At 39.6% G+C, this 26,979-nt stretch carries 24 protein-coding genes, 2 tRNA genes and 3 rRNA genes; 12 read left to right on the forward strand and 17 right to left on the reverse strand.

What is annotated here, in order from left to right:
* Positions 1-43 precede the first annotated feature (43 nt).
* Complete coding sequence (gene rsmD, locus INP93_RS02120; RefSeq protein WP_197545007.1) at positions 44-628, forward strand: 16S rRNA (guanine(966)-N(2))-methyltransferase RsmD; 585 nt, start codon at positions 44-46, stop codon at positions 626-628.
* 9 nt (positions 629-637) lie between these two features.
* On the forward strand, positions 638-1,114 hold the full coding sequence (gene trmL / locus INP93_RS02125) for a tRNA (uridine(34)/cytosine(34)/5-carboxymethylaminomethyluridine(34)-2'-O)-methyltransferase TrmL (RefSeq protein WP_005695079.1): 477 nt from the start codon (positions 638-640) through the stop codon (positions 1,112-1,114).
* Between the two features lie 424 nt (positions 1,115-1,538).
* Here the strand turns inward: trmL and INP93_RS02130 are convergent, their stop codons facing one another.
* Together INP93_RS02130 and INP93_RS02135 are read right to left on the reverse strand one after the other, a co-directional pair.
* The gene (locus INP93_RS02130; RefSeq protein WP_049373094.1) at positions 1,539-2,294 is read right to left on the reverse strand and encodes a DeoR/GlpR family transcriptional regulator; all 756 of its coding nucleotides are present in this window, start codon (positions 2,292-2,294) and stop codon (positions 1,539-1,541) included.
* Positions 2,295-2,315: 21 nt separating this feature from the next.
* Positions 2,316-2,942: a rhomboid family intramembrane serine protease gene (locus tag INP93_RS02135; RefSeq protein WP_374042004.1), complete on the reverse strand. Its 627-nt coding sequence runs from the start codon at positions 2,940-2,942 to the stop codon at positions 2,316-2,318.
* 49 nt (positions 2,943-2,991) lie between these two features.
* Between INP93_RS02135 and INP93_RS02140 the strand changes: the two genes are divergently transcribed.
* From INP93_RS02140 to galT, 5 genes are all read left to right on the forward strand, one after another.
* Entirely contained in the window at positions 2,992-3,309 is a 318-nt protein-coding gene (locus INP93_RS02140; RefSeq protein ID WP_197545008.1) for a DUF5389 domain-containing protein, read from the forward strand.
* 313 nt (positions 3,310-3,622) lie between these two features.
* Complete coding sequence (locus tag INP93_RS02145) at positions 3,623-4,444, forward strand: MBL fold metallo-hydrolase (RefSeq protein WP_005695075.1); 822 nt, start codon at positions 3,623-3,625, stop codon at positions 4,442-4,444.
* Positions 4,445-4,460: 16 nt separating this feature from the next.
* Complete coding sequence (locus INP93_RS02150) at positions 4,461-5,663, forward strand: MFS transporter (protein WP_070712534.1); 1,203 nt, start codon at positions 4,461-4,463, stop codon at positions 5,661-5,663.
* Positions 5,664-5,705: 42 nt separating this feature from the next.
* Positions 5,706-6,425 carry an MgtC/SapB family protein gene (locus INP93_RS02155; protein WP_070712536.1) on the forward strand — a complete coding sequence of 240 codons (720 nt, stop codon included), beginning with the start codon at positions 5,706-5,708 and terminating at the stop codon, positions 6,423-6,425.
* A gap of 43 nt (positions 6,426-6,468) precedes the next feature.
* Positions 6,469-7,518 carry a galactose-1-phosphate uridylyltransferase gene (gene galT / locus INP93_RS02160; RefSeq protein WP_232087613.1) on the forward strand — a complete coding sequence of 350 codons (1,050 nt, stop codon included), beginning with the start codon at positions 6,469-6,471 and terminating at the stop codon, positions 7,516-7,518.
* Between the two features lie 2 nt (positions 7,519-7,520).
* On the opposite strand, the gene INP93_RS02165 is transcribed toward galT, so the two are convergent.
* Together INP93_RS02165 and pgdx are read right to left on the reverse strand one after the other, a co-directional pair.
* Positions 7,521-9,581 carry a LacI family DNA-binding transcriptional regulator gene (locus INP93_RS02165; RefSeq protein ID WP_197545009.1) on the reverse strand — a complete coding sequence of 687 codons (2,061 nt, stop codon included), beginning with the start codon at positions 9,579-9,581 and terminating at the stop codon, positions 7,521-7,523.
* Positions 9,582-9,954: 373 nt separating this feature from the next.
* A complete protein-coding gene (gene pgdx / locus INP93_RS02170; protein ID WP_049364685.1) occupies positions 9,955-10,680 on the reverse strand; it encodes a hybrid peroxiredoxin PGdx in 726 nt (241 codons plus the stop codon).
* 131 nt (positions 10,681-10,811) lie between these two features.
* On the opposite strand from pgdx, the gene oxyR reads away from it, so the two are divergent.
* Both oxyR and fabR read left to right on the forward strand, forming a co-directional pair.
* Positions 10,812-11,717: a DNA-binding transcriptional regulator OxyR gene (gene oxyR / locus INP93_RS02175; protein WP_197545010.1), complete on the forward strand. Its 906-nt coding sequence runs from the start codon at positions 10,812-10,814 to the stop codon at positions 11,715-11,717.
* A 25-nt stretch (positions 11,718-11,742) separates the two neighbouring features.
* Positions 11,743-12,366, forward strand: a complete 624-nt coding sequence (gene fabR, locus INP93_RS02180) for an HTH-type transcriptional repressor FabR (protein ID WP_014064558.1) — start codon at positions 11,743-11,745, stop codon at positions 12,364-12,366.
* 67 nt (positions 12,367-12,433) lie between these two features.
* Here the strand turns inward: fabR and INP93_RS02185 are convergent, their stop codons facing one another.
* Positions 12,434-13,252 (reverse strand): 5'-nucleotidase, lipoprotein e(P4) family, encoded by an 819-nt coding sequence (locus tag INP93_RS02185; protein WP_197545011.1) that lies wholly within the window; start codon positions 13,250-13,252, stop codon positions 12,434-12,436.
* Between the two features lie 250 nt (positions 13,253-13,502).
* Between INP93_RS02185 and ftsB the strand changes: the two genes are divergently transcribed.
* Genes ftsB through ispF form a run of 3 tightly spaced genes read left to right on the forward strand, consistent with a single transcriptional unit; the run spans position 13,503 to position 14,937 of the window.
* Complete coding sequence (gene ftsB, locus INP93_RS02190; protein WP_014064556.1) at positions 13,503-13,781, forward strand: cell division protein FtsB; 279 nt, start codon at positions 13,503-13,505, stop codon at positions 13,779-13,781.
* Positions 13,781-14,464, forward strand: a complete 684-nt coding sequence (gene ispD / locus INP93_RS02195; protein ID WP_197545012.1) for a 2-C-methyl-D-erythritol 4-phosphate cytidylyltransferase — start codon at positions 13,781-13,783, stop codon at positions 14,462-14,464. Before ftsB ends, ispD begins: the two co-directional genes overlap by 1 nt.
* On the forward strand, positions 14,461-14,937 hold the full coding sequence (gene ispF / locus INP93_RS02200) for a 2-C-methyl-D-erythritol 2,4-cyclodiphosphate synthase (RefSeq protein ID WP_070776266.1): 477 nt from the start codon (positions 14,461-14,463) through the stop codon (positions 14,935-14,937). Before ispD ends, ispF begins: the two co-directional genes overlap by 4 nt.
* 58 nt (positions 14,938-14,995) lie before the next feature.
* Here the strand turns inward: ispF and mscL are convergent, their stop codons facing one another.
* The 12 genes from mscL to INP93_RS02260 all read right to left on the reverse strand — a co-directional run bounded on the left by mscL (position 14,996) and on the right by INP93_RS02260 (position 26,834).
* Entirely contained in the window at positions 14,996-15,382 is a 387-nt protein-coding gene (gene mscL / locus INP93_RS02205; protein WP_049364681.1) for a large-conductance mechanosensitive channel protein MscL, read from the reverse strand.
* Positions 15,383-15,460: 78 nt separating this feature from the next.
* Positions 15,461-16,837: a Trk system potassium transporter TrkA gene (trkA, locus tag INP93_RS02210; protein WP_197545013.1), complete on the reverse strand. Its 1,377-nt coding sequence runs from the start codon at positions 16,835-16,837 to the stop codon at positions 15,461-15,463.
* Positions 16,834-17,649 carry a glycosyltransferase family A protein gene (locus INP93_RS02215; protein ID WP_193451542.1) on the reverse strand — a complete coding sequence of 272 codons (816 nt, stop codon included), beginning with the start codon at positions 17,647-17,649 and terminating at the stop codon, positions 16,834-16,836. The genes trkA and INP93_RS02215 overlap by 4 nt, the downstream gene beginning before the upstream one ends.
* On the reverse strand, positions 17,650-18,987 hold the full coding sequence (gene rsmB / locus INP93_RS02220; RefSeq protein ID WP_197545014.1) for a 16S rRNA (cytosine(967)-C(5))-methyltransferase RsmB: 1,338 nt from the start codon (positions 18,985-18,987) through the stop codon (positions 17,650-17,652). It abuts the gene before it with no gap.
* Positions 18,987-19,943, reverse strand: a complete 957-nt coding sequence (gene fmt, locus INP93_RS02225; RefSeq protein WP_197545015.1) for a methionyl-tRNA formyltransferase — start codon at positions 19,941-19,943, stop codon at positions 18,987-18,989. The genes rsmB and fmt overlap by 1 nt, the downstream gene beginning before the upstream one ends.
* Before the next feature lie 59 nt (positions 19,944-20,002).
* Complete coding sequence (gene def, locus INP93_RS02230; RefSeq protein WP_197545016.1) at positions 20,003-20,512, reverse strand: peptide deformylase; 510 nt, start codon at positions 20,510-20,512, stop codon at positions 20,003-20,005.
* 123 nt (positions 20,513-20,635) lie between these two features.
* Positions 20,636-20,751: ribosomal RNA gene (rrf, locus tag INP93_RS02235) — 5S ribosomal RNA — on the reverse strand.
* Positions 20,752-20,894: 143 nt separating this feature from the next.
* Positions 20,895-23,792, reverse strand: a 23S ribosomal RNA gene (locus tag INP93_RS02240).
* Between the two features lie 231 nt (positions 23,793-24,023).
* Positions 24,024-24,099 (reverse strand) — tRNA-Ala (locus tag INP93_RS02245).
* A 53-nt stretch (positions 24,100-24,152) separates the two neighbouring features.
* Positions 24,153-24,229: transfer RNA gene (locus INP93_RS02250), tRNA-Ile, on the reverse strand.
* An 82-nt stretch (positions 24,230-24,311) separates the two neighbouring features.
* Positions 24,312-25,851: ribosomal RNA gene (locus tag INP93_RS02255) — 16S ribosomal RNA — on the reverse strand.
* Together the 16S, 23S and 5S rRNA genes with 2 tRNA genes alongside form the textbook arrangement of a ribosomal RNA operon.
* A gap of 314 nt (positions 25,852-26,165) precedes the next feature.
* Complete coding sequence (locus INP93_RS02260; protein WP_193452053.1) at positions 26,166-26,834, reverse strand: TfoX/Sxy family DNA transformation protein; 669 nt, start codon at positions 26,832-26,834, stop codon at positions 26,166-26,168.
* Positions 26,835-26,979: the final 145 nt, after the last annotated feature.

Consider the following 26,979-nt stretch of genomic DNA (forward strand, 5'->3'; position numbering starts at 1 on the left):
TCGTCTAAACTAAGCACAATTTTCACTAAAAATCTGTTTCTTTATGAAAAAAATGCAAGTTCAAAATGCTAAAGGCGAAGTTCGAATCATCGCGGGTCTTTGGCGTGGACGAAAATTACCGGTTTTAAATGCGGAAGGTTTGCGCCCTACCGGTGATCGCGTGAAAGAAACCTTATTCAACTGGTTGATGCCTTACATTGTGGATAGTCATTGTCTTGATTGCTTTGCGGGTAGTGGCTCACTTGGCTTTGAGGCTCTTTCTCGTCAAGCGAAACAGGTGACGTTTTTAGAGTTGGATAAAACCGTGGCGAATCAATTAAAGAAAAATTTGCAAACGCTAAAAACGACAGCTGAACAAGCCCAAGTGATTAATCAAAATAGCTTGGAATTTTTAAAACAAGCACAAAATCAGCCGCACTTTGATGTGGTATTCTTGGATCCACCTTTTCATTTTGGTTTAGCTGAACAAGCAATAGCTCTCTTAGAGGAAAAGAATTGGCTGTTGCCTCATGCGTTGATTTATGTGGAAACAGAAAAAGACAAACCGCTAAGCGTGCCTGAAAATTGGCAATTACTAAAAGAAAAAACCACAGGTATGGTGAGTTACCGCCTGTATCAAAAAGATTAGGAAATCATTATGTTAGACATTGTGTTATATGAACCTGAAATTCCGCAAAATACGGGAAATATTATTCGTCTTTGTGCGAACACTGGCTTTCGACTTCATTTAATCGAGCCACTTGGCTTTACCTGGGATGATAAAAAATTACGTCGTTCCGGCTTGGATTATCATGAATTTGCTGAAATCAAAAAACATAAAACCTTTGAAGCCTTTTTAGAAAGCGAAAAACCGAAACGTCTTTTTGCACTCACCACTAAAGGCGGCCCTGCGCATAGCGAAGTGCAATTTGAATTAGGGGATTATTTAATGTTTGGCCCTGAAACACGTGGTATTCCAATGTCTATTTTGGATAAAATGCCAATGGAACAAAAAATCCGTATCCCAATGACCGCAAATAGCCGCAGTATGAACTTATCTAACTCGGTAGCTGTTGCAGTTTATGAGGCTTGGCGACAACTTGGTTACGAAGGCGCGGTGAATTTAAATCGATAAAAAACCAGTAAAATAGCTGCTTATTTTCTAAACAAAAATAAGCAGCTTTCTTTTTGCATTTAATTTGTGATCTCGATCACATATTTATAATTTTAAGATTTCCTTTTTACCAAAACAGCAGTATAAATAAATTACATTTAGAGAGGGATCTCGATGTACCCACTTGATCTATCAAGCTCTAGTCTTTCTTGACTCTTCAAGCAAACCTTCCCCGTTGTCCTAAATAAAGAATTGGCAGTCGAATGATTTGCCCTCCATTTGTATCCCTAAAATTTAACAACTATTGCAGCAAAATTAGTTTCATCTCACATCAATAAGGAGGTTGGGTGAATGAAGTTAATTTTGAATTGGTCGAAACAGCAGTGGCTAGGCATGGATGCTTACCAAAAAAGTGCGGTCAATTTTGGCCGCACTTCCTATTCTATCATTTGCAAATCACTAGCTTTGTGTTGCTATTTTCTAAATAATCCGCAATTTGTTTTGGCACATCATCAGTGAAAAGATAATCTACATCTTTAAGTTCCCCTAATCGCACAATCGCTTGTCGAGAGAATTTCGAATGGTCGGTCGCTAATAACGTTTGGCGAGAGCTTTCTATAATGGCTCGTTTAACTTGGACTTCATGGTAATCATAGTCCAACAATGAACCATCAAGGTCTATTGCACTAATGCCCAGAATTCCAAAGTCTAAACGGAATTGCGAAATAAAATTAACCGTTGCCTCACCAATGATTCCACCATCCTTACGTAAGGAGCCACCTGCCATCGTAATATCAAAAGTTTCATTTTGGCGTAATAAATGAGCTGCATTGATATTATTTGTCACAATGCGTAACCGTTCATGGTTTAACAAGGCACTAGCTACCGCTTCAGGCGTGGTACCAATATCAATAAATAAAGATGCACCGTTTGGAATACGTTTTGCCACTTCACGAGCAATGGCGCTTTTTTGAGAAGGGAAAAATTGTTTACGTTCAATGTAATCAGAGTTTTCTGCGGTAGAAGAAGGAGCGGCACCACCATGATGACGACGAATTAAATCTTGTTCTGCAAGGATATTCAGATCGCGTCGAATAGTCTGAGGGCTAACTTCCAGTTCGATAACCAGTTCTTCTGTACTGGCATACCCTTTTAGCTTCACAAGCTCAATTATTTTCTGATGGCGTAATGATTGTTTCATATAAATGCCTATAAATTTGAATTAGCTAAACGATTTAGCTTTAATTTTACTCTGCAAAAATCCCCAAACCAATCCTAAGATAAAGCCTGAAATGTGGGCAGCATTCCCTATATTAATACCAAAAAGCGGACTAATAAAGCCAAATACAAGCCCTACCAGTAACATTGTAAAAAAGCCTTCTGGCAAGTCAAAACTATGCGGGTGCAATTTGTCCACCACCAACACATAACCTAACACGGCATAAACCACACCAGATAGCCCGAAAAAGGCGGGACCAGTAAAATAATTCTGTACCGCGCCACTCACTGCTGCAGAGACTAAAACTAATAATAAAAAATGGAGAGAACCAAATCGGCGTTCAATCGCGCCACCGAATAACCAAAACCACGAAAGGTTAAATAAAATATGCGGTACCGATAAATGAACAATAGCATGAGTGAAATAGCGCCATACTTCCTGATCTTCCCAAGAATAAGCTGGATAATGGAATAAATCCATAATTGGCTCTTCAAATCCGATATTCTGCAAGAGATAAATCACCGTACAAAGTGCGGTCAAAATAAACGTAATTTTTTTCTTTCTTAATAGACGTTTCACCAATTTTCTCTCTTGAATACCATCTGTTTCGCTACCAAATAAAGGCTGCATTTGCTATATTCCTTTTTCATTTAATTTTGTTCATCATATAAGGTTCATTATGAAAAAACAAACTATGCCGACAGGATTTAGTGGCTTCGCTTGGGGACTTGCGGCATTTTGTTTACCCATTTTACTGTGGCCTATGGCCTCTCTGCTTTCTACTGCTTTTGTGAAAAACCCTACACTGAGCGATTTTCAGATCGATCTTTTCTCGATTATCTTTTGGGTTTACCCTTTTGTTTTGGTTTTGATTGCCCGTTTACTTTATAAGTTACATCAGCATAAACCAAAACTCGCCGTAAAATTATTGCTACTAAGTGCGATCATTTTTTATGTCGTTTTAATCTCAGTTTGCTACATTGGTTTTAACACTTAAGAACATAACAAGACAATAGACAACAAAAAAGGGAGCTTTCGCTCCCTTTTACATTATGTTCCTAATAATCAAAAATATAACTTAAAAACCCTGTAGATTTTAACTACACTTAACCGCCATAATCCCTTCCAGATATCATCAATAAATCATCTTTTAGTATAAATTAAACCAATCACATTTTATTACACTAACAGAAGATAAAAATATTTTGTGACAGCTATCACAAAACAAACATTCTTAGTTTGAAACGTTTCAATAAAAAGATCAATAATTAACCTGAAATATTAATACGTTTCAAAATAGGAGACCTGCAATGAAACTACACTTTCTTGGTACCGGTGCCTCAGAAGGCATTCCAAACCCTTATTGTAAATGTGAGTTATGCGAACAAGTTAGGAAAACAGGAGGACGTGATGTAAGAACTCGTTCTTCTGCAATTATTGATGATGAAATTCAAATCGATATTTCTCCTGAATTTTTTCATCAAGCCAATGTAAATCATATTGATGTAACAAAAATTAAAGATTTACTCATCACTCATACTCATCCTGATCATTTTAATGTAGGAGAACTACATAATCGTGTAAGAAATTTTGCATTCAATGTTGAACATCCTATGTACATATACGGTAGCGATAAAGCAATTAACGGCTGTTTAAATGGCATTGTTGATCTGACTCCAGATCGTTTTAATCTTTCTATTCTTATTCCATTTGTCACCATTACTACTAGCAGCGGTGCAAAAATTACTCCACTTATCGCTAATCATGAAAAATGGGAAATGTGCTATATCTATTTTATTGAGAAAAATGGCAAAACACTGCTATACGGACATGACTCTGGCTATTATGGAGATTTAACATGGAACTGGTTAGAAAATAAAAAAATCGATTTAATCGTATTGGAGTGTACATATGGCTATCGTCAAAATGACAAAACCAATAATCATATGAGTATTGAAACCGTAATCAATATGAAACAAAAATTCAAGGAGAACAATAATTTATCACAACAAACACAAATTCTAACATCTCATCATTCTCATAGTTGCGGGTTTGATTATCAAAGTTTGGTAGAAATTTTTAAACCTCACCAAATTGAAGTCGCCTATGATGGATTAATTAAAAATATTTAAATTAGGAGAACGGATCATGTTTAAAATTCCCCGTCTTTTCGTGATGATGTTTATGCAATATTTTGTGCAAGGTGCTTGGAATATGACTATCGGAGCTGTACTTGCTACCTACAATATGAAAGAAAGTATTGGAACAACTTATTCTTTACTGGGACTCGCAACAATTATTTCGCCATTATTTATTGGTATGATTGCCGATCGCTTCTTTGCTTCACAAAAAGTAATTTCAATTTTACACATCTTAAATGGCTTAGTTATGTTGCTACTACCTACTTATATTTTAGAAGGTAATGTCACAGCATTTTTATTCATTATTTTCATTGTTGGTTTGCTATACTATCCAACCACAGCACTCTCCAATAGCATTGCCTTTCACCATATTTCAGAACAAAAACTGTTCCCATATATCCGAGTATTCGGCAATATCGGTTTTATTGTAATTGGCCTCATCATGGGTTATTACAAGATTTTTGATAATGTGATTGTCTTTAAAGTAGCTGCAATTTCAGCAATTATTTGCGGACTATATTGCCTTACATTACCAAACACACCACCAACAGCTAAAGGTTCAAAATTAGATCTTCGTACTATTTTCTGCTTAGATGCTCTGTCTCTCTTTAAAGATCGCTATTTTACAATCTTTATGTTGGCAACATTTGTTCTCATGATTACCAAAACAGCTTATAGTGCCTATATTCCAGTCTATTTAAAAGTTTTGGATATGAACTCAGCTAATATGATGCAAATTGCTGTAGGTGCAGAAGTTCTATTTATGGTCTTACTAGTTAGCATGCTGAAAAAATTTGGTTTTAAAGTAGTAATCATGCTAGGTATTATCGGATGGGTTATCCGAATGTTTATTTTCTCTCATGCTGCTACTTCTGATGATTATTTCACATATATTCTTATTGGCTTATTATTACAAGGAGTTTGCTGGGACTTCTTCTTTACTGCAGGCGATGTATATGTGAATTCTAAAGCCCATGAAAGCATTAAAGCCCAAGCACAGGGGTTACGTTTTATAGTCTCTAATGGATTTGGTGTATTTATGGCATCCTCTGTTATCGGGGCAATTAATAATCATGTTGTCACCGAAAAAAGCATGCCACTTGCAGCCCCACAATGGTCTGAATTCTGGTTATACCCTGCCGTTGTCGCCTTAATTGTTGGAATTTTATTCTGGATCTTCTTTAAAGATACAGAAGAATTTAAAAAATAATAAAATGATAGGGTGCAACTTTGCACCCTTTTAGGAAAAGTTATGTGGCTTTCTTTAGACTTTTTACAACAAAATTTATCCGATATTTATCATCTATCTGCCTGGATAAAATTATTATTTGCTGCATTATTAGGAGGAATGATTGGATTTGAGCGAGAAAGTAAGCGAAAACCAGTGGGAATTAAAACTTGTATTATTATTGCAGTTACCACTTGCATTCTAACTACTGTATCCATTCATTCGGCCGAATATTACGCCTCTCTTTCTAACAATATCCGTACAGACCCAATGCGGCTTGCTGCTCAAGTGATTAGTGGTATTGGTTTCATTGGCTCAGGTGTTATATTACACAAAAGCGATGATGTTGTTTCAGGTATTACTACTGCGGCAATGATTTGGAGCTCCGCAGGCATTGGCATAACCATTGGTGCAGGATTCTATGGTGATGCCATTGCAGTAGCTTTAGTAATTTTACTCACATTAAAATACAGCCATTATTTAAAACTTATTGTACCTAAAAAGCAGACGAATAATCGAGCAACCATTATTTTAAAAGTATTAAACAATAATATAGAACGCGTAATTAATGACCTAGAAAATCACCAATGTGATATTGATAGCATTAACATTAAAGAGCAATCGCAAAATTGTACTATATTATCAATCTCAGCAAACCTTACTGATAGAAATTCTTATTTAGAAATTTATCAATATCTTAAAAATCTCCATGATATTCGTGATATTGAAATGAATTATGCTTAATTCAAAAGCTATTAGATTAATTATTTATAAAAGAGAATATATTATGAGTACATTTATTTTAACTGAACATCCACACCGTCGATTTAATCCTTTAAAAAATCAATGGGTTTTAGTCTCACCCCATCGTGCCAAACGACCATGGCAAGGGCAACAGGAAGAAGTCATTGATGATAATAAACCAAGCTATGATCCTGAATGCTATCTCTGTCCTGGTAATAAACGTATCACTGGCGAATTGAACCCAATATATACCAAACCTTTTGTGTTCAAAAATGACTTTTCTGCTTTACTTAGTGATACCCCCTCCCATGAAAAAAATGATGACCCTCTATTCAAAATTTCGACTACGCAAGGTGAAAGTAGAGTGATTTGCTTTTCACCTGATCACAGTAAAACACTGCCACAACTTACCATACCTGAAATCGAACTGATTATCCGAGTATGGCAAGAACAGGTTTATGAACTAAAACAACGTTATCAATGGGTTCAAATTTTTGAGAATAAAGGTGCAATAATGGGATGTTCAAATCCACACCCTCATGGTCAAATTTGGGCAAGTAATTTCTTACCAAATGAAATAATAATTGAAGATAAATACCAAGCAGAATACTATCAAAAATATGGAACACAATTATTACTTGATTATGTAAAACGTGAATTAGAAAAAAGTGAACGCATCGTAGCTGAAACTGAGGATTGGGTAGCCGTAGTCCCTTATTGGGCAACTTGGCCCTTTGAAACCTTATTACTTCCAAAATCGAAACAATTTAAATCGATTGAAGAATTAAACCAGACAGAACGTGAAGATTTAGCTCTTGTATTAAAAAAACTCACAACTCGTTACGATAATTTATTCAAAATAAGTTTTTCTTATTCTATGGGTTTCCACTTCGCCCCATTTAATAGTAAGGATAATTCTCATTGGCAGTTACACGCTCACTTCTATCCCCCACTTTTACGTTCAGCAACCATTCGTAAGTTTATGGTAGGCTACGAAATGCTGGCGGAAAATCAACGTGATCTAACGCCTGAACAAGCTGCTGAACGCTTGAATTCTGTAAGCGATACTAAACATTATAAAGAATATCTATAAAGTTAGATATTACGAAAAATATTCGCTATTTTTTCAACTGCAACATCTGTATTAAATTGATTATTAAGAAAAGCAAAAAGGATTAATCCGATTTGCTTTTCAATTTTCACCAAATCAATAGCATGACCTTTTGCATCCACATTTTCACGAACACCATTAAAATTTATTTTCTCAATTAGAGAAATCCAAGGAGACTGTCTAATCAATGCTTGATTCATTAATACATTTTTCCTTGCCGAAACACCACCAAGACGAACATAACGTTCATGTATTTCATCATTTAAAAACCATTCAAAAAACAACCGCACTTCTTCGTATTTTTCACATCCTTTCACTATTGCTAAACTTCCTCCACCAATAAGAGGCATATTTCCAGGCACTGGTGCACAACCAATTGAACTCGGCATATTGTGAGATAAATGAGAATAATGATTGGAATAAATCATTAACATTGCTGTTTCTTTTTTCTCAAAACATTCTACTGCCTTATCCCACCAACTGCCGTGTAACAATACCGCATTATCTTTTAACTCTGCTAAATTTTCTAAGACACGAAATGCAATTTCTCTACTAAATGCCGATACATCCTGTGCAAGAATTGGCTTGTTTGCTAACGAGTAATAACGAACTAAGAATTCAAGTGCTAGAATCTCAGGATTATCAATTAATGCTGTTCCATAACGAATAGGTGACTTAAGCATAAGATTATGGTCAAAAAAACGTGCAATACGATTAAACTCCTCGAATGTTCTTGGAGGCATTAAATCAGTCTTATATTGTTCATAAAAAAGCCGCTGCGTAATCATATCGTCAAAAATGGCTTTATGATAAAATAGAACCTGAATACTCGGATCAAATGGAATTGCATAGAGCTGGTCATTAACCAAACAAAATCGTTTAATCAAATTATTAGAATAGTGAGAAGCTAGTTCTTCTTGCTGAATAAAATTAAATGGTTGAAGATAACTGGCCAATAGCGGTAAACGCTCCATATCAAGACGCACAATATCATATTGTTTAGCTTGTTTTGGATTCGTCAAAACTTCGGAAATACTGACAAAAGGTACTGTATCAATCTGTACTTGAATACCTGTTTGCCGTTTAAAATGTGGGAGTATTTTCTTTAACGCCTCAATAGAAGGGCTCGATATTGCTAAAATACGCAATGAACTATGCAATATATCTGATTTTTTAAATAAAAACCCCTTATCTTGATAAAATAACTCAAGGCATTCACCTTCTATAATATGAATAATGTTCCTAACAATAAAATCATAACTAATATAATAGGAAATGAACCTCTCATCATGACTAAATTGATGATTAATCGTATAAATTTTTGGAGGGGATTGATTACAAAAGTAAAATGCATTATAAATCTCTTCAGCATGCAAAATATTTAGCGTAACAATTGAAGAAAGATGCTCATCCTCAATAAATTTCACAACTTCAAATGGATGTTTTAAAAAACAATAAACTAATTCAACAGCTTCTTTTATTTTATACTTTTGATTTGAAACAATACCAATTCGCTTATCTCCATTTCCTTTAGCTTCCTTAACAACATTAGTTAGAATAGATTCATAATCAAGCCCAAGATAATATTTGGCATTTCTTATCTCTCTATAAAGAAAGATAATTTTAACTAATTCAATATCAAAATATTGCTTATATTCATTTGCATCAGATAAACAAGATACAACAATCACAAATGTAGTATTCTCACCTGAAATTTTCTCGAGAAACAAACGCTCTTTACTTGGATTATTATCAGTTAAATAAAGATTTAATTGATAACCCTTCTGAGAAAAATACCCTTCTAAAGATTCATAAAGTAAATAATATTCAGGTGATGAGATAGAAGGAAATATAACTGCAATCTGATTACTTCCGCCAGACTTTAAAAAACTAGCTTGAATATTTTTCTGATAACCCAGTTTTTTTATTGCATCGTTTACCAAATTAATTTTTTCCAAACTGACGTTATGCTTTTTGTTTAGCACATTGGAAACAGTACCTAACGACACTCCAGCTTCTTTCGCTATATCTTTTATCGTCGCCATAATTCTCTACTCCTGATTGTTTAACTTGTATTGTAGGGGATCAAGTCATAAAAATCATCAACGCTTTCAGAATTTGGATATGAATGAAATCTAAGTAGTACAAGTAGTATTCTAGTCAAAGGCTAATCCTTTCTGCTAAACACCTAATAAATATGATTTTGGCATGCCGTTTGCTCAACTATATAGTTATACAACTGAATAAAAAATATCGCTCAATATAACTGCACTTTTAAAGATTCTATGATAATTTCCTTCTACTAATATCATATAAAACTTATATCCTTATGATAAAAAACAAAAAAGGGAGCTTTCGCTCCCTTTTACATTATGTTCCTAACAATCAAAAATATAAAAAATTCCTACCTGCAATCAATTATGCAAAATATTTTTCTAAATCGTCGCTACCACCGATGTGTTTACCACCAATGAATACTTGTGGCACAGTTGAGCGACCAGAAACTGCACGTACACTCACGATTGTTGCATCGTGACCTAATACGATTTCTTCAAAGCTTAAACCTTTATCGCGTAAAAGTTGTTTTGCTTTCGCACAATATGGGCAACCAGGTTTAGTGAAGATTGAAATTGATTCTTGCACTTGGTAATTTGGTGCAATGTATTTCAACATGGTATCTGCATCTGATACTTTAAATGGATCGCCTGGTTCATTTGGTTCAATAAACATTTTTTCAACTACGCCATTTTTCACAAGCATAGAATAACGCCAAGAACGTTTACCAAAACCTAAATCATCTTTTCCAACTAACATGCCCATACCCTCAGTGAAGGTACCGTTACCATCTGGAATGAATTTTACGTTATGTGCTTCTTCAGCTTCTTTCCACGCATTCATCACAAACGTATCATTTACTGATACAACTAAAATATCATCTACACCATGTTGTTTGAAAACAGGTGCAAGCTCGTTATAACGTGGTAAGTGAGAAGATGAACAAGTTGGCGTGAAAGCACCTGGTAATGAGAAAACAACAACTGTTTTGTTATCAAATAATTCAGATGTAGTCACATCAACCCATTGATCACCTTGACGAGTACGAAATGTAACTTGTGGGACTTTTTTTCCTTCCATATTAGACATAATGTGTCTCCTCTGTTAGTTAAATGAATTTGCCTTAAAAACTTGATAGGCATTATAGAAAGTTTTGTGATATAGTTACAATCAATTAATTCTATCCTTTTAATTGACATATTCTATAAAGTGAGAACCCTATGAATATTCGTGATTTAGAATACTTAGTTGCCCTTTCTGAATTCAAACATTTCCGTCGAGCGGCGGATTCTTGCAATGTTAGCCAACCCACTTTAAGTGGCCAAATCCGCAAACTCGAAGATGAGTTAGGCATTATTTTACTTGAACGTACGAGCCGTAAAGTGCTCTTCACGCAATCGGGCATGTTACTTGTGGAACAAGCTCGCACTGTATTACGTGAAGTAAAATTACTTAAAGAAATGGCTAGCAATCAAGGTAAAGAAATGACGGGGCCATTACACATTGGACTCATCCCAACTGTTGGTCCTTATCTACTACCTTACATTGTACCAACATTGAAAGAAACTTTCCCTGATCTTGAAGTATTTCTTTACGAAGCTCAAACCCATCAATTATTAGAACAATTAGAAACGGGCCGCCTAGATTGTGCGATTGTCGCTCGCGTACCCGAAACTGAAGCGTTTATCGAAGTGCCTATTTTTGATGAAAAAATGTTACTCGCTGTATCCGACCAACATCCTTGGGCTTCAGAAAGTAAAATTGCCATGAATACCTTAAAAGGGCAAGAAATGCTTATGTTGGATGATGGGCATTGCTTACGTAATCAAGCACTCGATTATTGTTTTACGGCCGGTGCTAAAGAAGACTCTCACTTCCAAGCCACTAGCCTTGAAACGTTGCGTAATATGGTGGCAGCTAATGCAGGCATCACCTTTATGCCAGAACTTGCTGTATTAAATGAAGGCACACGTGCAGGTGTAAAATATATTCCTTGCCATTCGCCAGAACCGTCTCGTACTATTGCGCTTGTTTACCGCCCAGGTTCACCGTTACGTAATCGTTACGAACGCGTTGCAAATGCAATCAGCGAACAAGTTAAATCGATTTTAGCGAATAAAAAATAATTTATCATAAGCTGAGGAAAACCAAATGGCTGGTGTTCGAGCAATTCAAAAAGAAAAAACCCGTCGGGCCTTAATTGATGCCGCATTCAATCAGTTGAGTGCAGAAAAAAGCTTTTCTAATTTAAGCTTACGTGAAGTTGCGCGCGAAGCGGGCATTGCACCAACTTCTTTCTATCGCCACTTTAGCGATATGGATGAGCTCGGATTAGAAATGGTAGATGAAGCAGGTTTAACCCTCCGTCAATTAATGCGCCAAGCGCGTAAACGCATTGATGCCGGCGGCAGTGTCATCCGTGTTTCTGTTGAAACCTTTTTTGAATTTATCACTCACAGCACCAACGTGTTCCGTTTGCTCTTACGTGAAAGTTCGGGCACATCTCAAGCTTTCCGTACCGCAGCTGCCCGCGAAATCAAACACTTTGTCGATGAATTGGCCGAATATATTGCGAAGAAAAATCACTACTCTCAATATGTCTCTTATGTTCAGGCAGAAGGCATGGTAACCATCGTTTTCACGGCAGGCTCCAATGCCTTAGATATGACTAAGGCTGAACAAGACTTGCTAAAAGAGCGTGTTATCTTACAACTTCGTATGCTTGCCAAAGGTGGCGACTTCGCTGCCCATAAAGAAAAAATGATGCGAAAATAGACCGCACTTTTCGACTAAAACAAAACACCCGCATCTCTGCGGGTGTTGCTTTATTTAAAACAGGAGATTATTTACCATCCCAAGCTTTAATCGCATCTAAACGTGCTTTCACTTTGCTGCTTGAATCACCTTTGAAGTAATCTTTTGCTAAACCACCTTCAAAACCGCCGTAGTTCGGGTTAGGTAAAACGATGAATGTTTTACCAAATTTCGCTTTGTTTTGTGCAACGAAATCACGACGTTCTGCATTTTGTTTACCGTAGATCGCATCACCGAAGTCATCGAGGTTATCACCTACATAAACGACGATTTCATAACCTTGTTTTTCAATTTCTTCAAAACGTGCTGCTTTTGGTGATTTATCTTTTTTCAAGTAAAACGCTGAGTCTTCAACACCATTAAAACCTAAACGTTTCATGTCATCGATCGTACCTGCTTTTTCATTGCTTTCTTTACGATTAGAAACGTAGAACATTTTACCGCCGTGGGTATTTACATAGTTATTGAATTCTACTGCGCCTGGTACAACACCTGATTGACGAGCTTCTACCCAACGAGTCCAGTCTTTGCCATCAAATGGTTTATTGTTTTGAACTTGCCAACCTGCATAAGGGCTGTTATCTAACATAGTTTCATCTAAGTCCACCACAACAGCTTTTTTCTTACCTTTTTTCACTTTAGCGTGATCAAATGCCACTTTTGCCGCATTGTATGCTTGGTAAGAAAGGGCTTGGTATTCACCTGATTGTTGAATCCAGTTAAGACCTAATACCGCTTGTTGTTGAAGCTGTGCATCTGCTTCTGCGCTCTTATCTTGAGTCGCACAACCGGTTAAAATAAATGCTGACATCGCTGCAATAGCGGTAAGTTTTAATGTTGTTTTCATTGATTTTTCCTTCTGTTAAAAAGTCATAATGACAGGCAAAAGTATAACAAGCCTATTTGGGCAGTGACTATGGGTTTATCAAACTTTATAACTAATTTGTGAGATAGATCACATTTTTCATTTTGAAGCTATCTAACAAACCCAATGAGATCATTTCAAAATCATCTTATTTTTTAACCGCACTTTTTCATCGCATTTCGCTGTATTTCACGGTAAACTATCCATAGTTTTCAGAAATAATAGGTAATTTATGCGTCTTTTCATTGGAATTTTAGTGGGTATTCTCGTGCTATTTCAGTACGATCTTTGGTTTGGTAAAAACGGCTATTTTGACTACAAAGATGTCGAAGCTCAAATCAAAGAGAATAAAGCTGAAAATGAAAAGCTCTCACAAAGAAATCAAATGATTTCCGCCGAAATTCAAGGATTAACAAAAGGCTTTGAATCTATTGAAGAGCGTGCACGCATGAGTCATGATATGGTCAAACCAAACGAAGTGTTCTATCACATCGTCAAAGAGCATAAATAATGAACCGCGAAATTATTGCCGTCATTCCTGCTGCGGGTGTTGGAAGCCGTATGCAAGCAAACAAACCGAAGCAATATCTGAAAATCCTAGACAAGACGATTCTGGAACATACGCTCTCAGTCATTCTATCCCATCCTGCAATCAATCACGTTATCCTTGCGGTGGGGAAAAATGATCCCTATCTTTCTGAAATTACCTCATTCCCTCATCAAAACATCACCCTCGTTGAAGGTGGTGAAACACGAGCTGAGTCAGTTCTAAATGGACTTAACGCGATCAAAAATGACCATGCTTGGGTGTTGGTGCATGATGCAGCCAGACCTTGTTTAACACATCAAGATTTAGATAAATTACTCCAAACCAATGATGAACAAGGCGCTATTTTGGCCATTCCTGCAGTAGATACGATTAAACGCGCGAATAAACAACAAAATATTATTAAAACAGAAGATCGCTCAGAACTTTGGCTTGCTCAGACGCCTCAATTTTTCCGTTGCGATCTATTAAGAAATGCACTTAAACAGGGGCTTTCTCAAGGCGCTAATATTACAGATGAAGCCTCTGCGATGGAACTTGCCGGATTTCAACCGCACTTAGTCGCAGGACGAAGTGATAATATTAAAGTCACGCGTCCAGAAGATTTAGCTTTAGCCGAATTTTATTTAACAAGGAAAATTCTATGATACGAATTGGACATGGGTTTGATGTTCATGCCTTTGGTGAAGACCGCCCTTTAATTATTGGTGGCGTTGAAGTGCCTTACCATACTGGGTTTATTGCCCATTCTGATGGTGATGTCGCCTTACATGCTTTAACGGATGCCTTATTAGGTGCAGCAGCATTAGGTGATATTGGTAAACTCTTCCCTGATACCGATATGCAATATAAAAATGCAGATAGCCGTGTTTTATTACGAGAAGCATTCCGCCAAGTACAAGCAAAAGGCTATAAGGTCGGTAATGTGGATGTAACCATTATTGCTCAAGCCCCTAAAATGCGTCCTCATATCGATGCAATGCGAGCGAAGATTGCAGAAGATTTACATTGTGATATTGAGCAAGTCAACGTGAAAGCAACCACAACAGAAAAACTTGGCTTTACAGGTCGAAGTGAAGGCATTGCTTGCGAGGCTGTCGCATTATTATTAAAAGCTTAAATTTTAGGTAAAAGAAAAGGTTGGTAAAATACCAACCTTTTTTATTTGAATTAAATTCTTATTGTTTTTTTAATAAATCGCGAATTTCAGTAAGTAATTCTTCTTGTGAAGGACCTTTTACTTCTTCTACTGGTTTTTTCACTTTGTTGATACCTTTGATCATCATGAAGATTGCAAATGCAATGATGATGAAATCAAAAACGTTTTGAATAAATACACCGTAGTTTAAGGTTACTGCTGGAGTTTCACCTACAGCTTGAGCTAACGTGATTTTCAAATCTTTGAAATCCACGCCACCTGTTAAAATACCTAATACAGGCATTACTACGTCACCGACAAGTGAACTTACGATTTTACCAAAAGCACCACCGATGATCACACCGACTGCCATATCTACTACGTTGCCGCGCATTGCGAATTCGCGGAATTCTTTAAGAAAGCTCATAAAATTTCCTTTTGTGTTGGTTTAAAAAATTAAAAGAGTGCGTATTATAGGTTTTCAGATTAAAAAGTAAACTGTTATTTAAATAAAAAATGCACTTGGTTGGAATAATTTTTCAATTTCTAACACAGATTTCTTGTCATTAATATAAACAATCACATTATCGCCTTCTTCAATAACAACCTGACGACGAGCAATGATTACTTCATTTTTACGTAAAATTGCCGCAATCATCGCTCCAACTGGAAGCTTAATATCGCCAATTTGTCTTCCAACCACATTGGATGTTGTCGCATCGCCATGCACAACAAGTTCAATGGCTTCCGCGGTACCATGACGCAAAGAGGCCACATTTTTGATATCCCCTTTACGCACATGTCCTAATAAAGCGGATATTGTTGCTTGTTGTGGTGAAACCGCAATATCAATGGTTCCACCTTGAATCAAATTGATATATGCCATGCGTTGAATAAGCACCATGGCTTTTTTAGCCCCTAGGCGTTTTGCTAGTAACGCCGACATAATATTGGCTTCATCATCCGCACTTAGAGATAAAAAGACATCAACGCTCTCAATATGCTCTTCAAAAAGTAAATTTTGGTCAGAAGCATCACCATGGAAAACCAGGGTTTTAGAGAGTCTTTCAGCTAAAACTTTCGCTTTTTCTCCATCGCGCTCAATGAGTTTTACTTGATACTTATCTTCTAACTGTTTTGCCACACCTGAGGCAATATTCCCGCTGCCAACGATCATGATACGTTTGTAGGTTTTCTCAAGGCGTTGCAACTCACTCATCACCGCTTTAATGTGTTCTGTCGCACAAATAAAGGTAATTTCATCGCCCGCCTCAATAATGGTCGAACCTTGCGGACGAATTAATCTATCATTACGTAAAATCGAAATGATTCGGCAATCAATGTGTGGCATATGCTCTTTAAAAGCGGATAACGCATAACCTACTAAAGGACCACCGTAATAAGCTTTTACAACCACAATGCTAATTCGATTATTGGCAAAATGCGCCACTTGTAAGGCACCTGGATAAGCAATTAAACGTGTAATCTCATCTGTAACTAAATTCTCTGGCGAAATCAGATGATCGATTGGTACGTTTTCATCATTAAATAATTTATCTTTCTCACGCAAATATTCCGCATTACGAATACGTGCAATACGTGTTGGGGTATTAAAAAGCGTGTATCCCAACTGGCAAGCAATCATATTGATTTCATCTGATGCTGTTACGGCAACCATTAAGTCTGCATCAGCGGCTCCTGCATCACGCAAAATCTTGGGTGAAGAAGGGGAACCTTTAACCACGCGTAAATCATGCTTATCTTGCAAATTCTGCAAATGTTGAGATTCATTATCGACTAGCGTGATATCGTTATCTTCACTCACTAAATTTGCCGCAAGTGTTGTGCCGACTTGCCCTGCACCTAAGATGATTATTTTCATTCTGTTCTCTCCACAACCAAAGGTCGGATGCCAATTTCAGCTGAATTTAGACCACACTTTAATGCCTCAATACGGCGACAAATCGTCGATGTGACTTGTTCAGCTTCTGCCATTTTTTCGGCTGTAATCGCGGGATCTTGTTTACCAAATAACAGCCCATCGAGTAAACGTTCTGCATGCATGCCTTCACGACAAAAATGCAACACGCCTACATCTTCAAATAATGTTGCCACTTTAGCTGTTTTAGTGGTTGCAATGCCTAAAGCGCCGTCTTCACCGCCAAGCTCTCTGAATAATTGATGTGTTGGAAATCCGCCGCAAGCTAAGAAAAAAGCTTTATTGAAAACGATATTTCCCCCGCAGGTCATGCGCATATATTGCCATGCCTGATCAAAATTGGGATGCTCTGCATAACGTTGGGCTAAATTTATCGGTTTTAACGCTAATCTCACCACGGAAGTATCTGGCTGAAAATGAAATGTTGCCGCAGCCACTTCCAATGCTCCAGGTTCATATGCATCATCCGCATCTAAAAACGCGACAAAATCGACCGCACTTTGAATAGAAAGCATCACTCCCCAATTTCGAGTCATCGCGACACCGCTATTTTTCGGCATTTGCTCGACAGAAATTCTGTCTGGATATTGCGCTGCAAGCTGTAAGGCTAATGCAAATGTATTATCTGTCGATGCATCATCAATCAGCCAAAGGTGTCCAAGATTATTTTGCTGCAACACAGACTCTACTGCACGAACAAGCGTTTGTTCAGTGTTATAGCAAGGAATGACGACATCAATTAAAGGCAAATTCATTTAAGCTGACCGTTTTCTCAATTTTGCATAATAGAACCCATCCCCGCCATTCTCTTGTGGTAAGAATTGGATTCCAATCGTATTTTCCGTTTGTTCAAACGGCAATGGCATTAATTCTGCATCGGGTGTTTCAGCTACAAAATACTGTATTTGCTGACTGTTCTCATCGGGAAGCACCGAGCACGTCGCGTAAAGCAAAATACCATTAGGTTTTAATTTTGCCCAAAGTGCTTTTAGAATTTGTCCTTGCAAGGCAACCAATTGAGCAATATCCGTTTCTTGACGCAGCCATTTAATATCCGGATGACGACGAATCACGCCCGTTGCTGAGCAAGGTGCATCTAATAAAATACGATCAAAGGATGCACCACTTAAACCTATTTCTGAGAGCCACTTTTCAGGCTCGGTCGCATCGCCACAAACAACTGTCGCCTGTTGATTCAAACGGACAAGATTTTCTTCGACACGTTTTAAGCGATGAGCCTCCACATCAAGCGCTATTACCTTCGCTTGTGGCGCCATCTCTAAAACATGTGTAGTCTTCCCACCGGGAGCCGCACAAGCATCTAAAATTAATTCACCATTTTGTGGCTCAAGCAATAAAGCAGACCATTGTGCATTAAGATCCTGAACAGTCACCGCACCTTGTTCAAAATTCGGTAGTTTCGAGACAGAAAGTGGTTGTGCTAAACGCAAAGCATGTGGATTATCACATTCAAATGAGACTATCTCTTGCTCTTCCAATAAAGTGCGGTAAGTTTTCGTGTTATTTTGCTGTTGATTGACCCTTAACCACATTGGTGGCTTTTGGTTATTCGCCTCAATAATTTCACGCCAATTCGGATAAGCTTTTTTGAGTTTATTCACAAACCATTCAGGATGAAGCGTTTGCCAATGCTTATCTACTACAGCAAGAATATCCTCTTGCTCCCGTAAGAAACGACGCAATACACCGTTAATCAAACCACGGAAACTATCTGATTTTAATGATTTTGTGGCGTTCACCACTTCATCTACCGCCGCATGAGCGGGCACGCGCATATAAAGTAATTGGTACAATCCCACCAATAGCAAGCAGTGCACGATGCGGGCTTTCCCCTTCAATGGCTTATCTAATAGTTTTTTTATAATATTTTCTAAACGAGGCAATACGCGACAAATACCAAAGGTGATTTCCTGTAATAAAGGTAAATCCTGTGGCTTTACCTGCGATTGCACTTCAGGAAGCAACGTTGACAAGGACTTACCTTGATCTAAAACCTGTAAAATCACTTGAGCAGCAATCGCGCGTACCGAAAGTGCGGTCGATTTTCCCGTTTTTTTGCGTTGAAATATCATTAGTTTAGAACCTTACCAACCTGGAACCAATCTGCTCGACCATTGAGGAAGTCTTGCACAGACATAGGTTTCTTGCCTACGGGTTGAAGTTGCAATAAATTTAAAACACCTTCTTTCGTGGCAATTTGGATACCTTTTTTATCGACACTTAAAATTGTTCCTGCCGGTTTATCCACATGTGGCAACACGGCGGCCGCATAAACTTTTAGAGTTTGCTCATTACCTTTTTCATCGGTTAATTGTAAGAAACTCATCGGCCAAGGATTAAATGCTCGAATATTACGTTCAAGCTGGGCTGCCGATAGCGACCAATCTAATTTAGCCTCTTCTTTGGAAAGTTTCTCTGCATAGTTACTTTGGCTATCATCTTGTTTTTCAGCAATGAATTTCCCTTCTTCCAAATGATCCAAAACATCAATCAATGCAGCTGGCGCAATTTCAGCTAATTTATGGTAAAGCGAAGCAGAAGTTTCTTGTGCATCAATATCGCAATACACTTTGTGTAACATATCGCCAGTATCTAAACCCACATCCATTTGCATAATCGTCACACCGGTTTGCTTATCACCAGCCCAGATAGCGCGCTGAATAGGTGCGGCGCCACGCCAACGAGGTAAGAGAGAGCCATGCACATTTAAACAACCTAAACGAGGCATATCCAACACCGCTTGAGGTAAAATCAAACCATAAGCTACCACAACCATTACATCAGCATTTAACGCTTTAAGCTCTACTTGCGCATCTTCTTTACGTAAGGATTTTGGTTGATAAACAGGAATTTGATGCTGTTCAGCTAATTGCTTTACAGGACTCGCCTGCAATTTTTTACCGCGACCAGCCGGTTTATCTGGCTGCGTATAAACAGCAATAATATTGTGATGAGAATTTAAAAGTGCAGCAAGATGCTGTGCTGCGAAGTCCGGCGTACCGGCAAAGATGATATTCAATGGTTTCATAATGTTCTACGTTATGGCGTTGATAGGAAAAGTGCGGTCATTTTATACCGCACTTTTGATTATTGTTTTGCAATTTGTTTTTTATATTTCACTAATTTTTCTTTGATACGTTGACGTTTCAACGGTGAAAGATAATCAACAAATAAAATACCGTTTAAATGATCGATTTCATGCTGAATACAGATCGCTAATAAACCATCTGCATCAAGCGTAAATTCTTTTCCATGACGATCTAACGCTTTTATCGTGACTTTTTCTTTACGGGGCACTAAGGCACGGAATCCAGGAATAGATAAACAACCTTCTTCAATACCTGTTTCACCTTCTGACGCTAAAATTTCTGGATTGATCAACACTAGCTGATTTTGTTTGTCACCTTCAATATCAATCGTAATAATACGCTGCAAGATATCTACCTGTGGAGCGGCAAGACCAATGCCTTCTTCTTGATACATCGTATCAAACATATCATCTACAATTTTGCGAATGTCATCATTGACTTCAGCAACTGGCTCACAAACAACCTTTAGGTGATCATCTGGATAAATTAATACATTAAGTGCGGTCATATTTTCTCTTGTTTTATTAAAATTACGGCGGTGATTGTATCATAGAATCAACGCTTTGCTAAAATATTGAAAACTCCATAAACAAAAACCCCAAGCCATTCAGCTCGGGGTTCTACATTCAGTACCTGGCGGTGTCCTACTCTCACATGGGGAAGCCCCACACTACCATCGGCGCATCGGCGTTTCACTTCTGAGTTCGGTATGGGGTCAGGTGGGACCACCGCTCTATCGCCGCCAGGATTATTCCTTTAATAACTTTTCTCTACTCTGCTCTCACTATCTCTAGTGCTCACAACCAAACAAGCTGATTTAACCTCAAAACTTTCTCTTTCTTCTCTGAGTTTCGTCTCGTCTTCCAACACCCAAAACCCTTGAGCGTTGTATAGTTAAGCCTCTCGGGCAATTAGTATCTGTTAGCTCAACGGCTCGCACCGCTTACACACCAGACCTATCTACGTCTTAGTCTTAAACAACCCTTACTGTCTTAAAAACAGGGAGAACTCATCTCTTGGCAAGTTTCGTGCTTAGATGCTTTCAGCACTTATCTCTTCCGCACTTAGCTACCCGGCAATGCGTCTGGCGACACAACCGGAACACCAGTGGTGCGTCCACTCCGGTCCTCTCGTACTAGGAGCAGCCCCAATCAATTCTCCAACGCCCACGGCAGATAGGGACCGAACTGTCTCACGACGTTCTAAACCCAGCTCGCGTACCACTTTAAATGGCGAACAGCCATACCCTTGGGACCTACTTCAGCCCCAGGATGTGATGAGCCGACATCGAGGTGCCAAACACCGCCGTCGATATGAACTCTTGGGCGGTATCAGCCTGTTATCCCCGGAGTACCTTTTATCCGTTGAGCGATGGCCCTTCCATTCAGAACCACCGGATCACTATGACCTACTTTCGTACCTGCTCGACTTGTCTGTCTCGCAGTTAAGCTTGCTTATACCATTGCACTAACCTGACGATGTCCGACCGTCATTAGCAAACCTTCGTGCTCCTCCGTTACTCTTTGGGAGGAGACCGCCCCAGTCAAACTACCCACCAGACACTGTCCGAGACCACGTTTCGTAATCTTCGTTAGAACATCAAACGTTAAAGGGTGGTATTTCAAGGACGACTCCATAATCACTGGCGTGACTACTTCTAAGTCTCCCACCTATCCTACACATCAAAATTCAATGTTCAGTGTCAAGCTATAGTAAAGGTTCACGGGGTCTTTCCGTCTAGCCGCGGGTACACCGCATCTTCACGGCGATTTCAATTTCACTGAGTCTCGGGTGGAGACAGCCTGGCCATCATTATGCCATTCGTGCAGGTCGGAACTTACCCGACAAGGAATTTCGCTACCTTAGGACCGTTATAGTTACGGCCGCCGTTTACTGGGGCTTCGATCAGGAGCTTCTCTTTCGATTACACCATCAATTAACCTTCCAGCACCGGGCAGGCATCACACCCTATACGTCCACTTTCGTGTTTGCAGAGTGCTGTGTTTTTAATAAACAGTTGCAGCCAGCTGGTATCTTCGACCGGTTCAACCTTCGCCCGCTAGGGACTACAATCTACGCCGGCGCACCTTCTCCCGAAGTTACGGTGCTATTTTGCCTAGTTCCTTCACCCGAGTTCTCTCAAGCGCCTGAGTATTCTCTACCTGACCACCTGTGTCGGTTTTCAGTACGGTTTAGATAAACCTGAAGCTTAGTGGCTTTTCCTGGAAGTGTGGTATCGGTTACTTCAGCTCCGTAGAGCCTCGTCATCATCTCTCGGTGTTAAAGAAGTCCGGATTTGCCTAAACTTCTCACCTACCAACTTAAACGCACATATCCAACAGTGCGATAACCTAACCTGCTCCGTCCCCACATCGCAGTTTATCCAAGTACGGGAATATTAACCCGTTTCCCATCGACTACGCTTTTCAGCCTCGCCTTAGGGGCCGACTCACCCTGCCCCGATTAACGTTGGACAGGAACCCTTGGTCTTCCGGCGAACGGGTTTTTCACCCGTTTTATCGTTACTTATGTCAGCATTCGCACTTCTGATACGTCCAGCAAACCTCTCGATTCACCTTCATCCGCTTACAGAACGCTCCCCTACCCAACAGTATTGCTACTGATGCCGCAGCTTCGGTGCTATATTTGAGCCCCGTTACATCTTCCGCGCAGGCCGACTCGACTAGTGAGCTATTACGCTTTCTTTAAATGATGGCTGCTTCTAAGCCAACATCCTAGCTGTCTAAGCCTTCCCACTTCGTTTCCCACTTAATATAGACTTTGGGACCTTAGCTGGCGGTCTGGGTTGTTTCCCTCTCCACGACGGACGTTAGCACCCGCCGTGTGTCTCCTGAGTATCACTCTTCGGTATTCGTAGTTTGCATCGGGTTGGTAATCCGGGATGGACCCCTAGCCGAAACAGTGCTCTACCCCCGAAGGTGTCCGCTCAAGGCTCTACCTAAATAGATTTCGGGGAGAACCAGCTATCTCCCGGTTTGATTGGCCTTTCACCCCCAGCCACAAGTCATCCGCTAATTTTTCAACATTAGTCGGTTCGGTCCTCCAGTTAGTGTTACCCAACCTTCAACCTGCCCATGGCTAGATCACCGGGTTTCGGGTCTATACCTTGCAACTAGACGCCCAGTTAAGACTCGGTTTCCCTTCGGCTCCCCTATTCGGTTAACCTCGCTACAAAATATAAGTCGCTGACCCATTATACAAAAGGTACGCAGTCACCCCAAAAGGGCTCCCACTGCTTGTACGTACAAGGTTTCAGGTTCTATTTCACTCCCCTCACCGGGGTTCTTTTCGCCTTTCCTTCACAGTACTGGTTCACTATCGGTCAATCAGGAGTATTTAGCCTTGGAGGATGGTCCCCCCATCTTCAAACAGGATATCACGTGTCCCGCCCTACTTGTCGTTAGCTTAGTACCATGACCTGGACTTCGAGTACGGGGCTATCACCCTGTATCGCCAAGCTTCCCAGCTTGTTCCTCTGTCTCTGTCATTATCACTAACAGGCTCCTTCGCGTTCGCTCGCCGCTACTAACGAAATCTCGGTTGATTTCTTTTCCTCGGGGTACTTAGATGTTTCAGTTCTCCCGGTTTGCCTCACTTACCTATGGATTCAGTAAGTGATAGTAGATTCTTCATCTACTGGGTTTCCCCATTCGGACATCTTGGATTAAACGCCTCTTATCGACTCATCCAAGCTTTTCGCAGATTAGCACGTCCTTCCTCGCCTCTGATTGCCAAGGCATCCACCTTGTACGCTTAGTCACTTAACTATACAACCTCAAAAATTCTTGATGTTGTGTTTTCAACTAAACACTTGATTGCTTTTGTTCAATCAAGATTTTCTTCTTACTCAGACTTTTTCTTATCCTTAAAGGACTTGAAAGTCTCTTCAGTTTTTCAGCTTGTTTCCTGGTTGTTAAAGAACAGAAATAACATTTTCAGTTATCATCGTTAAATAAACTCATTAAGTATAAAAACTCAATTTACTTAACGATGATAAGTGGTGGAGATAAGCGGGATCGAACCGCTGACCTCCTGCGTGCAAGGCAGGCGCTCTCCCAGCTGAGCTATATCCCCATGTCATCGTTTATTTATTACCTTATTCACCTCAATCACTCACTCAGTTTGAGTGGTGGGTCTGAGTGGACTTGAACCACCGACCTCACCCTTATCAGGGGTGCGCTCTAACCACCTGAGCTACAGACCCAAGGGAATAACGGCTTTCTGCTCGATATTGTCTACAATATATCAATCAATCTGTGTGGACACTTATTGTCTCTCGTTTTTGGTAAGGAGGTGATCCAACCGCAGGTTCCCCTACGGTTACCTTGTTACGACTTCACCCCAGTCATGAATCATACCGTGGTAAACGCCCTCCAAAAGGTTAAGCTATCTACTTCTGGTACAACCCACTCCCATGGTGTGACGGGCGGTGTGTACAAGGCCCGGGAACGTATTCACCGCAACATTCTGATTTGCGATTACTAGCGATTCCGACTTCATGGAGTCGAGTTGCAGACTCCAATCCGGACTTAGACGTACTTTGTGAGATTCGCTCCAGCTCGCACTCTCGCTTCCCTCTGTATACGCCATTGTAGCACGTGTGTAGCCCTACTCGTAAGGGCCATGATGACTTGACGTCATCCCCACCTTCCTCCGGTTTATCACCGGCAGTCTCCTTTGAGTTCCCGACCTAATCGCTGGCAACAAAGGATAAGGGTTGCGCTCGTTGCGGGACTTAACCCAACATTTCACAACACGAGCTGACGACAGCCATGCAGCACCTGTCTCAGAGTTCCCGAAGGCACCAATCCATCTCTGGAAAGTTCTCTGGATGTCAAGAGTAGGTAAGGTTCTTCGCGTTGCATCGAATTAAACCACATGCTCCACCGCTTGTGCGGGCCCCCGTCAATTCATTTGAGTTTTAACCTTGCGGCCGTACTCCCCAGGCGGTCGATTTATCACGTTAGCTACGGGCGCCAAGCTCAAAGCTCAACCCCCAAATCGACATCGTTTACAGCGTGGACTACCAGGGTATCTAATCCTGTTTGCTCCCCACGCTTTCGCACATGAGCGTCAGTACATTCCCAAGGGGCTGCCTTCGCCTTCGGTATTCCTCCACATCTCTACGCATTTCACCGCTACACGTGGAATTCTACCCCTCCCTAAAGTACTCTAGCGACCCAGTATGAAATGCAATTCCCAGGTTAAGCCCGGGGCTTTCACACCTCACTTAAGTCACCGCCTGCGTGCCCTTTACGCCCAGTTATTCCGATTAACGCTCGCACCCTCCGTATTACCGCGGCTGCTGGCACGGAGTTAGCCGGTGCTTCTTCTGTAGTTAACGTCAATCACCTAGTCTATTAAACTAAATGCCTTCCTCGCTACCGAAAGAACTTTACAACCCGAAGGCCTTCTTCATTCACGCGGCATGGCTGCGTCAGGGTTGCCCCCATTGCGCAATATTCCCCACTGCTGCCTCCCGTAGGAGTCTGGGCCGTGTCTCAGTCCCAGTGTGGCTGGTCATCCTCTCAGACCAGCTAGAGATCGTCGGCTTGGTGAGCCTTTACCTCACCAACTACCTAATCCCACTTGGGCTCATCCTATGGCATGTGGCCCGAAGGTCCCACACTTTCATCTCTCGATACTACGCGGTATTAGCTACAGTTTCCCGTAGTTATCCCCCTCCATAAGCTAGATTCCCAAGCATTACTCACCCGTCCGCCACTCGTCATCAAAGAAGCAAGCTTCTTTATGTTACCGTTCGACTTGCATGTGTTAAGCCTGCCGCCAGCGTTCAATCTGAGCCATGATCAAACTCTTCAATTCAAGTTCAATCGCTCAATACTGCTGACATAAAATGTCACTACTTAAAAAAGTATTATGAATTTCTAGTTAGCACCTATTAAGACTTCAAAATTAAAAAATATTTTTAAAACAAGTCAATCAACAAGTGCCCACACAGATTGTCTGATATATTGTTAAAGAGCAAAAAAGAACGACGCACTGGTTTTTCTTAAGAGTCACAACAGCGCGTCGTTGTGTGGATTGCATTATATGGATTTTTGAAATCCACGCAAGCAATTTTTTAAGAAATTTCTTCGATAGATGATTTTTTAAACGTTAACTCCTTTATATGAATGCTATTCAGCCTTTTTTAAGGTCCGCTTACAACGTCTAAACCCATTTGCAGAAAGTATTTCATTAAGTTTACTAAGACCTCTTTCCTTCTCTTTTTCAGTATAAAACTCACAATTACGATTCTCTAAAGCGCCTCGAAGCCGCCAATAGAAAGCTTCAGTTGCCCCAATATCCGCTTTCTTCAAACGAACAATCGCATTTTCAGCGCCTATTTGTCGTAAGGTATCAACATTATCAATACCCACTTTCTTCAGAGCTCTTTCATACTTAACCGATAAATTCGGTAAATCACGAATCCGTCCAATCTTAGAGAGTGCAGAATCTAATTTTTCCTTCCTGATTTGACTGATAGAAAGAATGATCAAGGTTCTCATTAAAACATTATCTTTCAAGATGCTTTCAGTTAAAGCATAATAATCAGATAATACGAAGCGTTTATTGAGTTCATTTGTTGCAAAAGGTTTACAGCCAAGTCCTTTTAATTTTATCGAAAGCTCATCCTTAGCACGTAAGTAAACCTTATTGTTTGCCCAAACCGCAAACATATCTTTCTCTTTATGATACAAGCCATATCCCGTAAATAAATTTTTACTTGTCACATCTCCGATAAGTTGATTTAACAAATCACATACTTTACTGATATGATCATTTGGGATTATGAGAGTTTTCATTTTAAAACTCCTCCTTATTTCAAGGTTAATCACATACGACTATACCAAGAAGTACTTCTCAAAAATGTTTATATCATAACCAATTAAGTGTGACGAATATAAAATTTCAATTTTGTGAGAAAGATCGCAAATGCAAAATTTATTT

It is taken from the genome of Haemophilus parainfluenzae, assembly GCF_014931415.1.
Classification (GTDB): domain Bacteria; phylum Pseudomonadota; class Gammaproteobacteria; order Enterobacterales; family Pasteurellaceae; genus Haemophilus_D; species Haemophilus_D parainfluenzae_AF.

Coding starts and splice junctions, on each gene's coding strand:
- INP93_RS02165 (WP_197545009.1), bottom strand. CDS start 9,581: ATGGCGACGATAAAAGATATAGCGAAAGAAGCTGGAGTGTCGTTAGGT.
- INP93_RS02145 (WP_005695075.1), top strand. CDS start 3,623: ATGAAACTACACTTTCTTGGTACCGGTGCCTCAGAAGGCATTCCAAAC.
- INP93_RS02185 (WP_197545011.1), bottom strand. CDS start 13,252: ATGAAAACAACATTAAAACTTACCGCTATTGCAGCGATGTCAGCATTT.
- def (WP_197545016.1), bottom strand. CDS start 20,512: ATGACCGCACTTAATGTATTAATTTATCCAGATGATCACCTAAAGGTT.
- fabR (WP_014064558.1), top strand. CDS start 11,743: ATGGCTGGTGTTCGAGCAATTCAAAAAGAAAAAACCCGTCGGGCCTTA.
- fmt (WP_197545015.1), bottom strand. CDS start 19,943: ATGAAACCATTGAATATCATCTTTGCCGGTACGCCGGACTTCGCAGCA.
- ispD (WP_197545012.1), top strand. CDS start 13,781: ATGAACCGCGAAATTATTGCCGTCATTCCTGCTGCGGGTGTTGGAAGC.
- INP93_RS02260 (WP_193452053.1), bottom strand. CDS start 26,834: ATGAAAACTCTCATAATCCCAAATGATCATATCAGTAAAGTATGTGAT.
- galT (WP_232087613.1), top strand. CDS start 6,469: ATGAGTACATTTATTTTAACTGAACATCCACACCGTCGATTTAATCCT.
- INP93_RS02215 (WP_193451542.1), bottom strand. CDS start 17,649: ATGAATTTGCCTTTAATTGATGTCGTCATTCCTTGCTATAACACTGAA.
- ispF (WP_070776266.1), top strand. CDS start 14,461: ATGATACGAATTGGACATGGGTTTGATGTTCATGCCTTTGGTGAAGAC.
- oxyR (WP_197545010.1), top strand. CDS start 10,812: ATGAATATTCGTGATTTAGAATACTTAGTTGCCCTTTCTGAATTCAAA.
- INP93_RS02155 (WP_070712536.1), top strand. CDS start 5,706: ATGTGGCTTTCTTTAGACTTTTTACAACAAAATTTATCCGATATTTAT.
- rsmD (WP_197545007.1), top strand. CDS start 44: ATGAAAAAAATGCAAGTTCAAAATGCTAAAGGCGAAGTTCGAATCATC.
- INP93_RS02150 (WP_070712534.1), top strand. CDS start 4,461: ATGTTTAAAATTCCCCGTCTTTTCGTGATGATGTTTATGCAATATTTT.
- rsmB (WP_197545014.1), bottom strand. CDS start 18,987: ATGATATTTCAACGCAAAAAAACGGGAAAATCGACCGCACTTTCGGTA.
- trmL (WP_005695079.1), top strand. CDS start 638: ATGTTAGACATTGTGTTATATGAACCTGAAATTCCGCAAAATACGGGA.
- pgdx (WP_049364685.1), bottom strand. CDS start 10,680: ATGTCTAATATGGAAGGAAAAAAAGTCCCACAAGTTACATTTCGTACT.
- mscL (WP_049364681.1), bottom strand. CDS start 15,382: ATGAGCTTTCTTAAAGAATTCCGCGAATTCGCAATGCGCGGCAACGTA.
- trkA (WP_197545013.1), bottom strand. CDS start 16,837: ATGAAAATAATCATCTTAGGTGCAGGGCAAGTCGGCACAACACTTGCG.
- INP93_RS02140 (WP_197545008.1), top strand. CDS start 2,992: ATGAAAAAACAAACTATGCCGACAGGATTTAGTGGCTTCGCTTGGGGA.
- ftsB (WP_014064556.1), top strand. CDS start 13,503: ATGCGTCTTTTCATTGGAATTTTAGTGGGTATTCTCGTGCTATTTCAG.
- INP93_RS02135 (WP_374042004.1), bottom strand. CDS start 2,942: ATGCAGCCTTTATTTGGTAGCGAAACAGATGGTATTCAAGAGAGAAAA.
- INP93_RS02130 (WP_049373094.1), bottom strand. CDS start 2,294: ATGAAACAATCATTACGCCATCAGAAAATAATTGAGCTTGTGAAGCTA.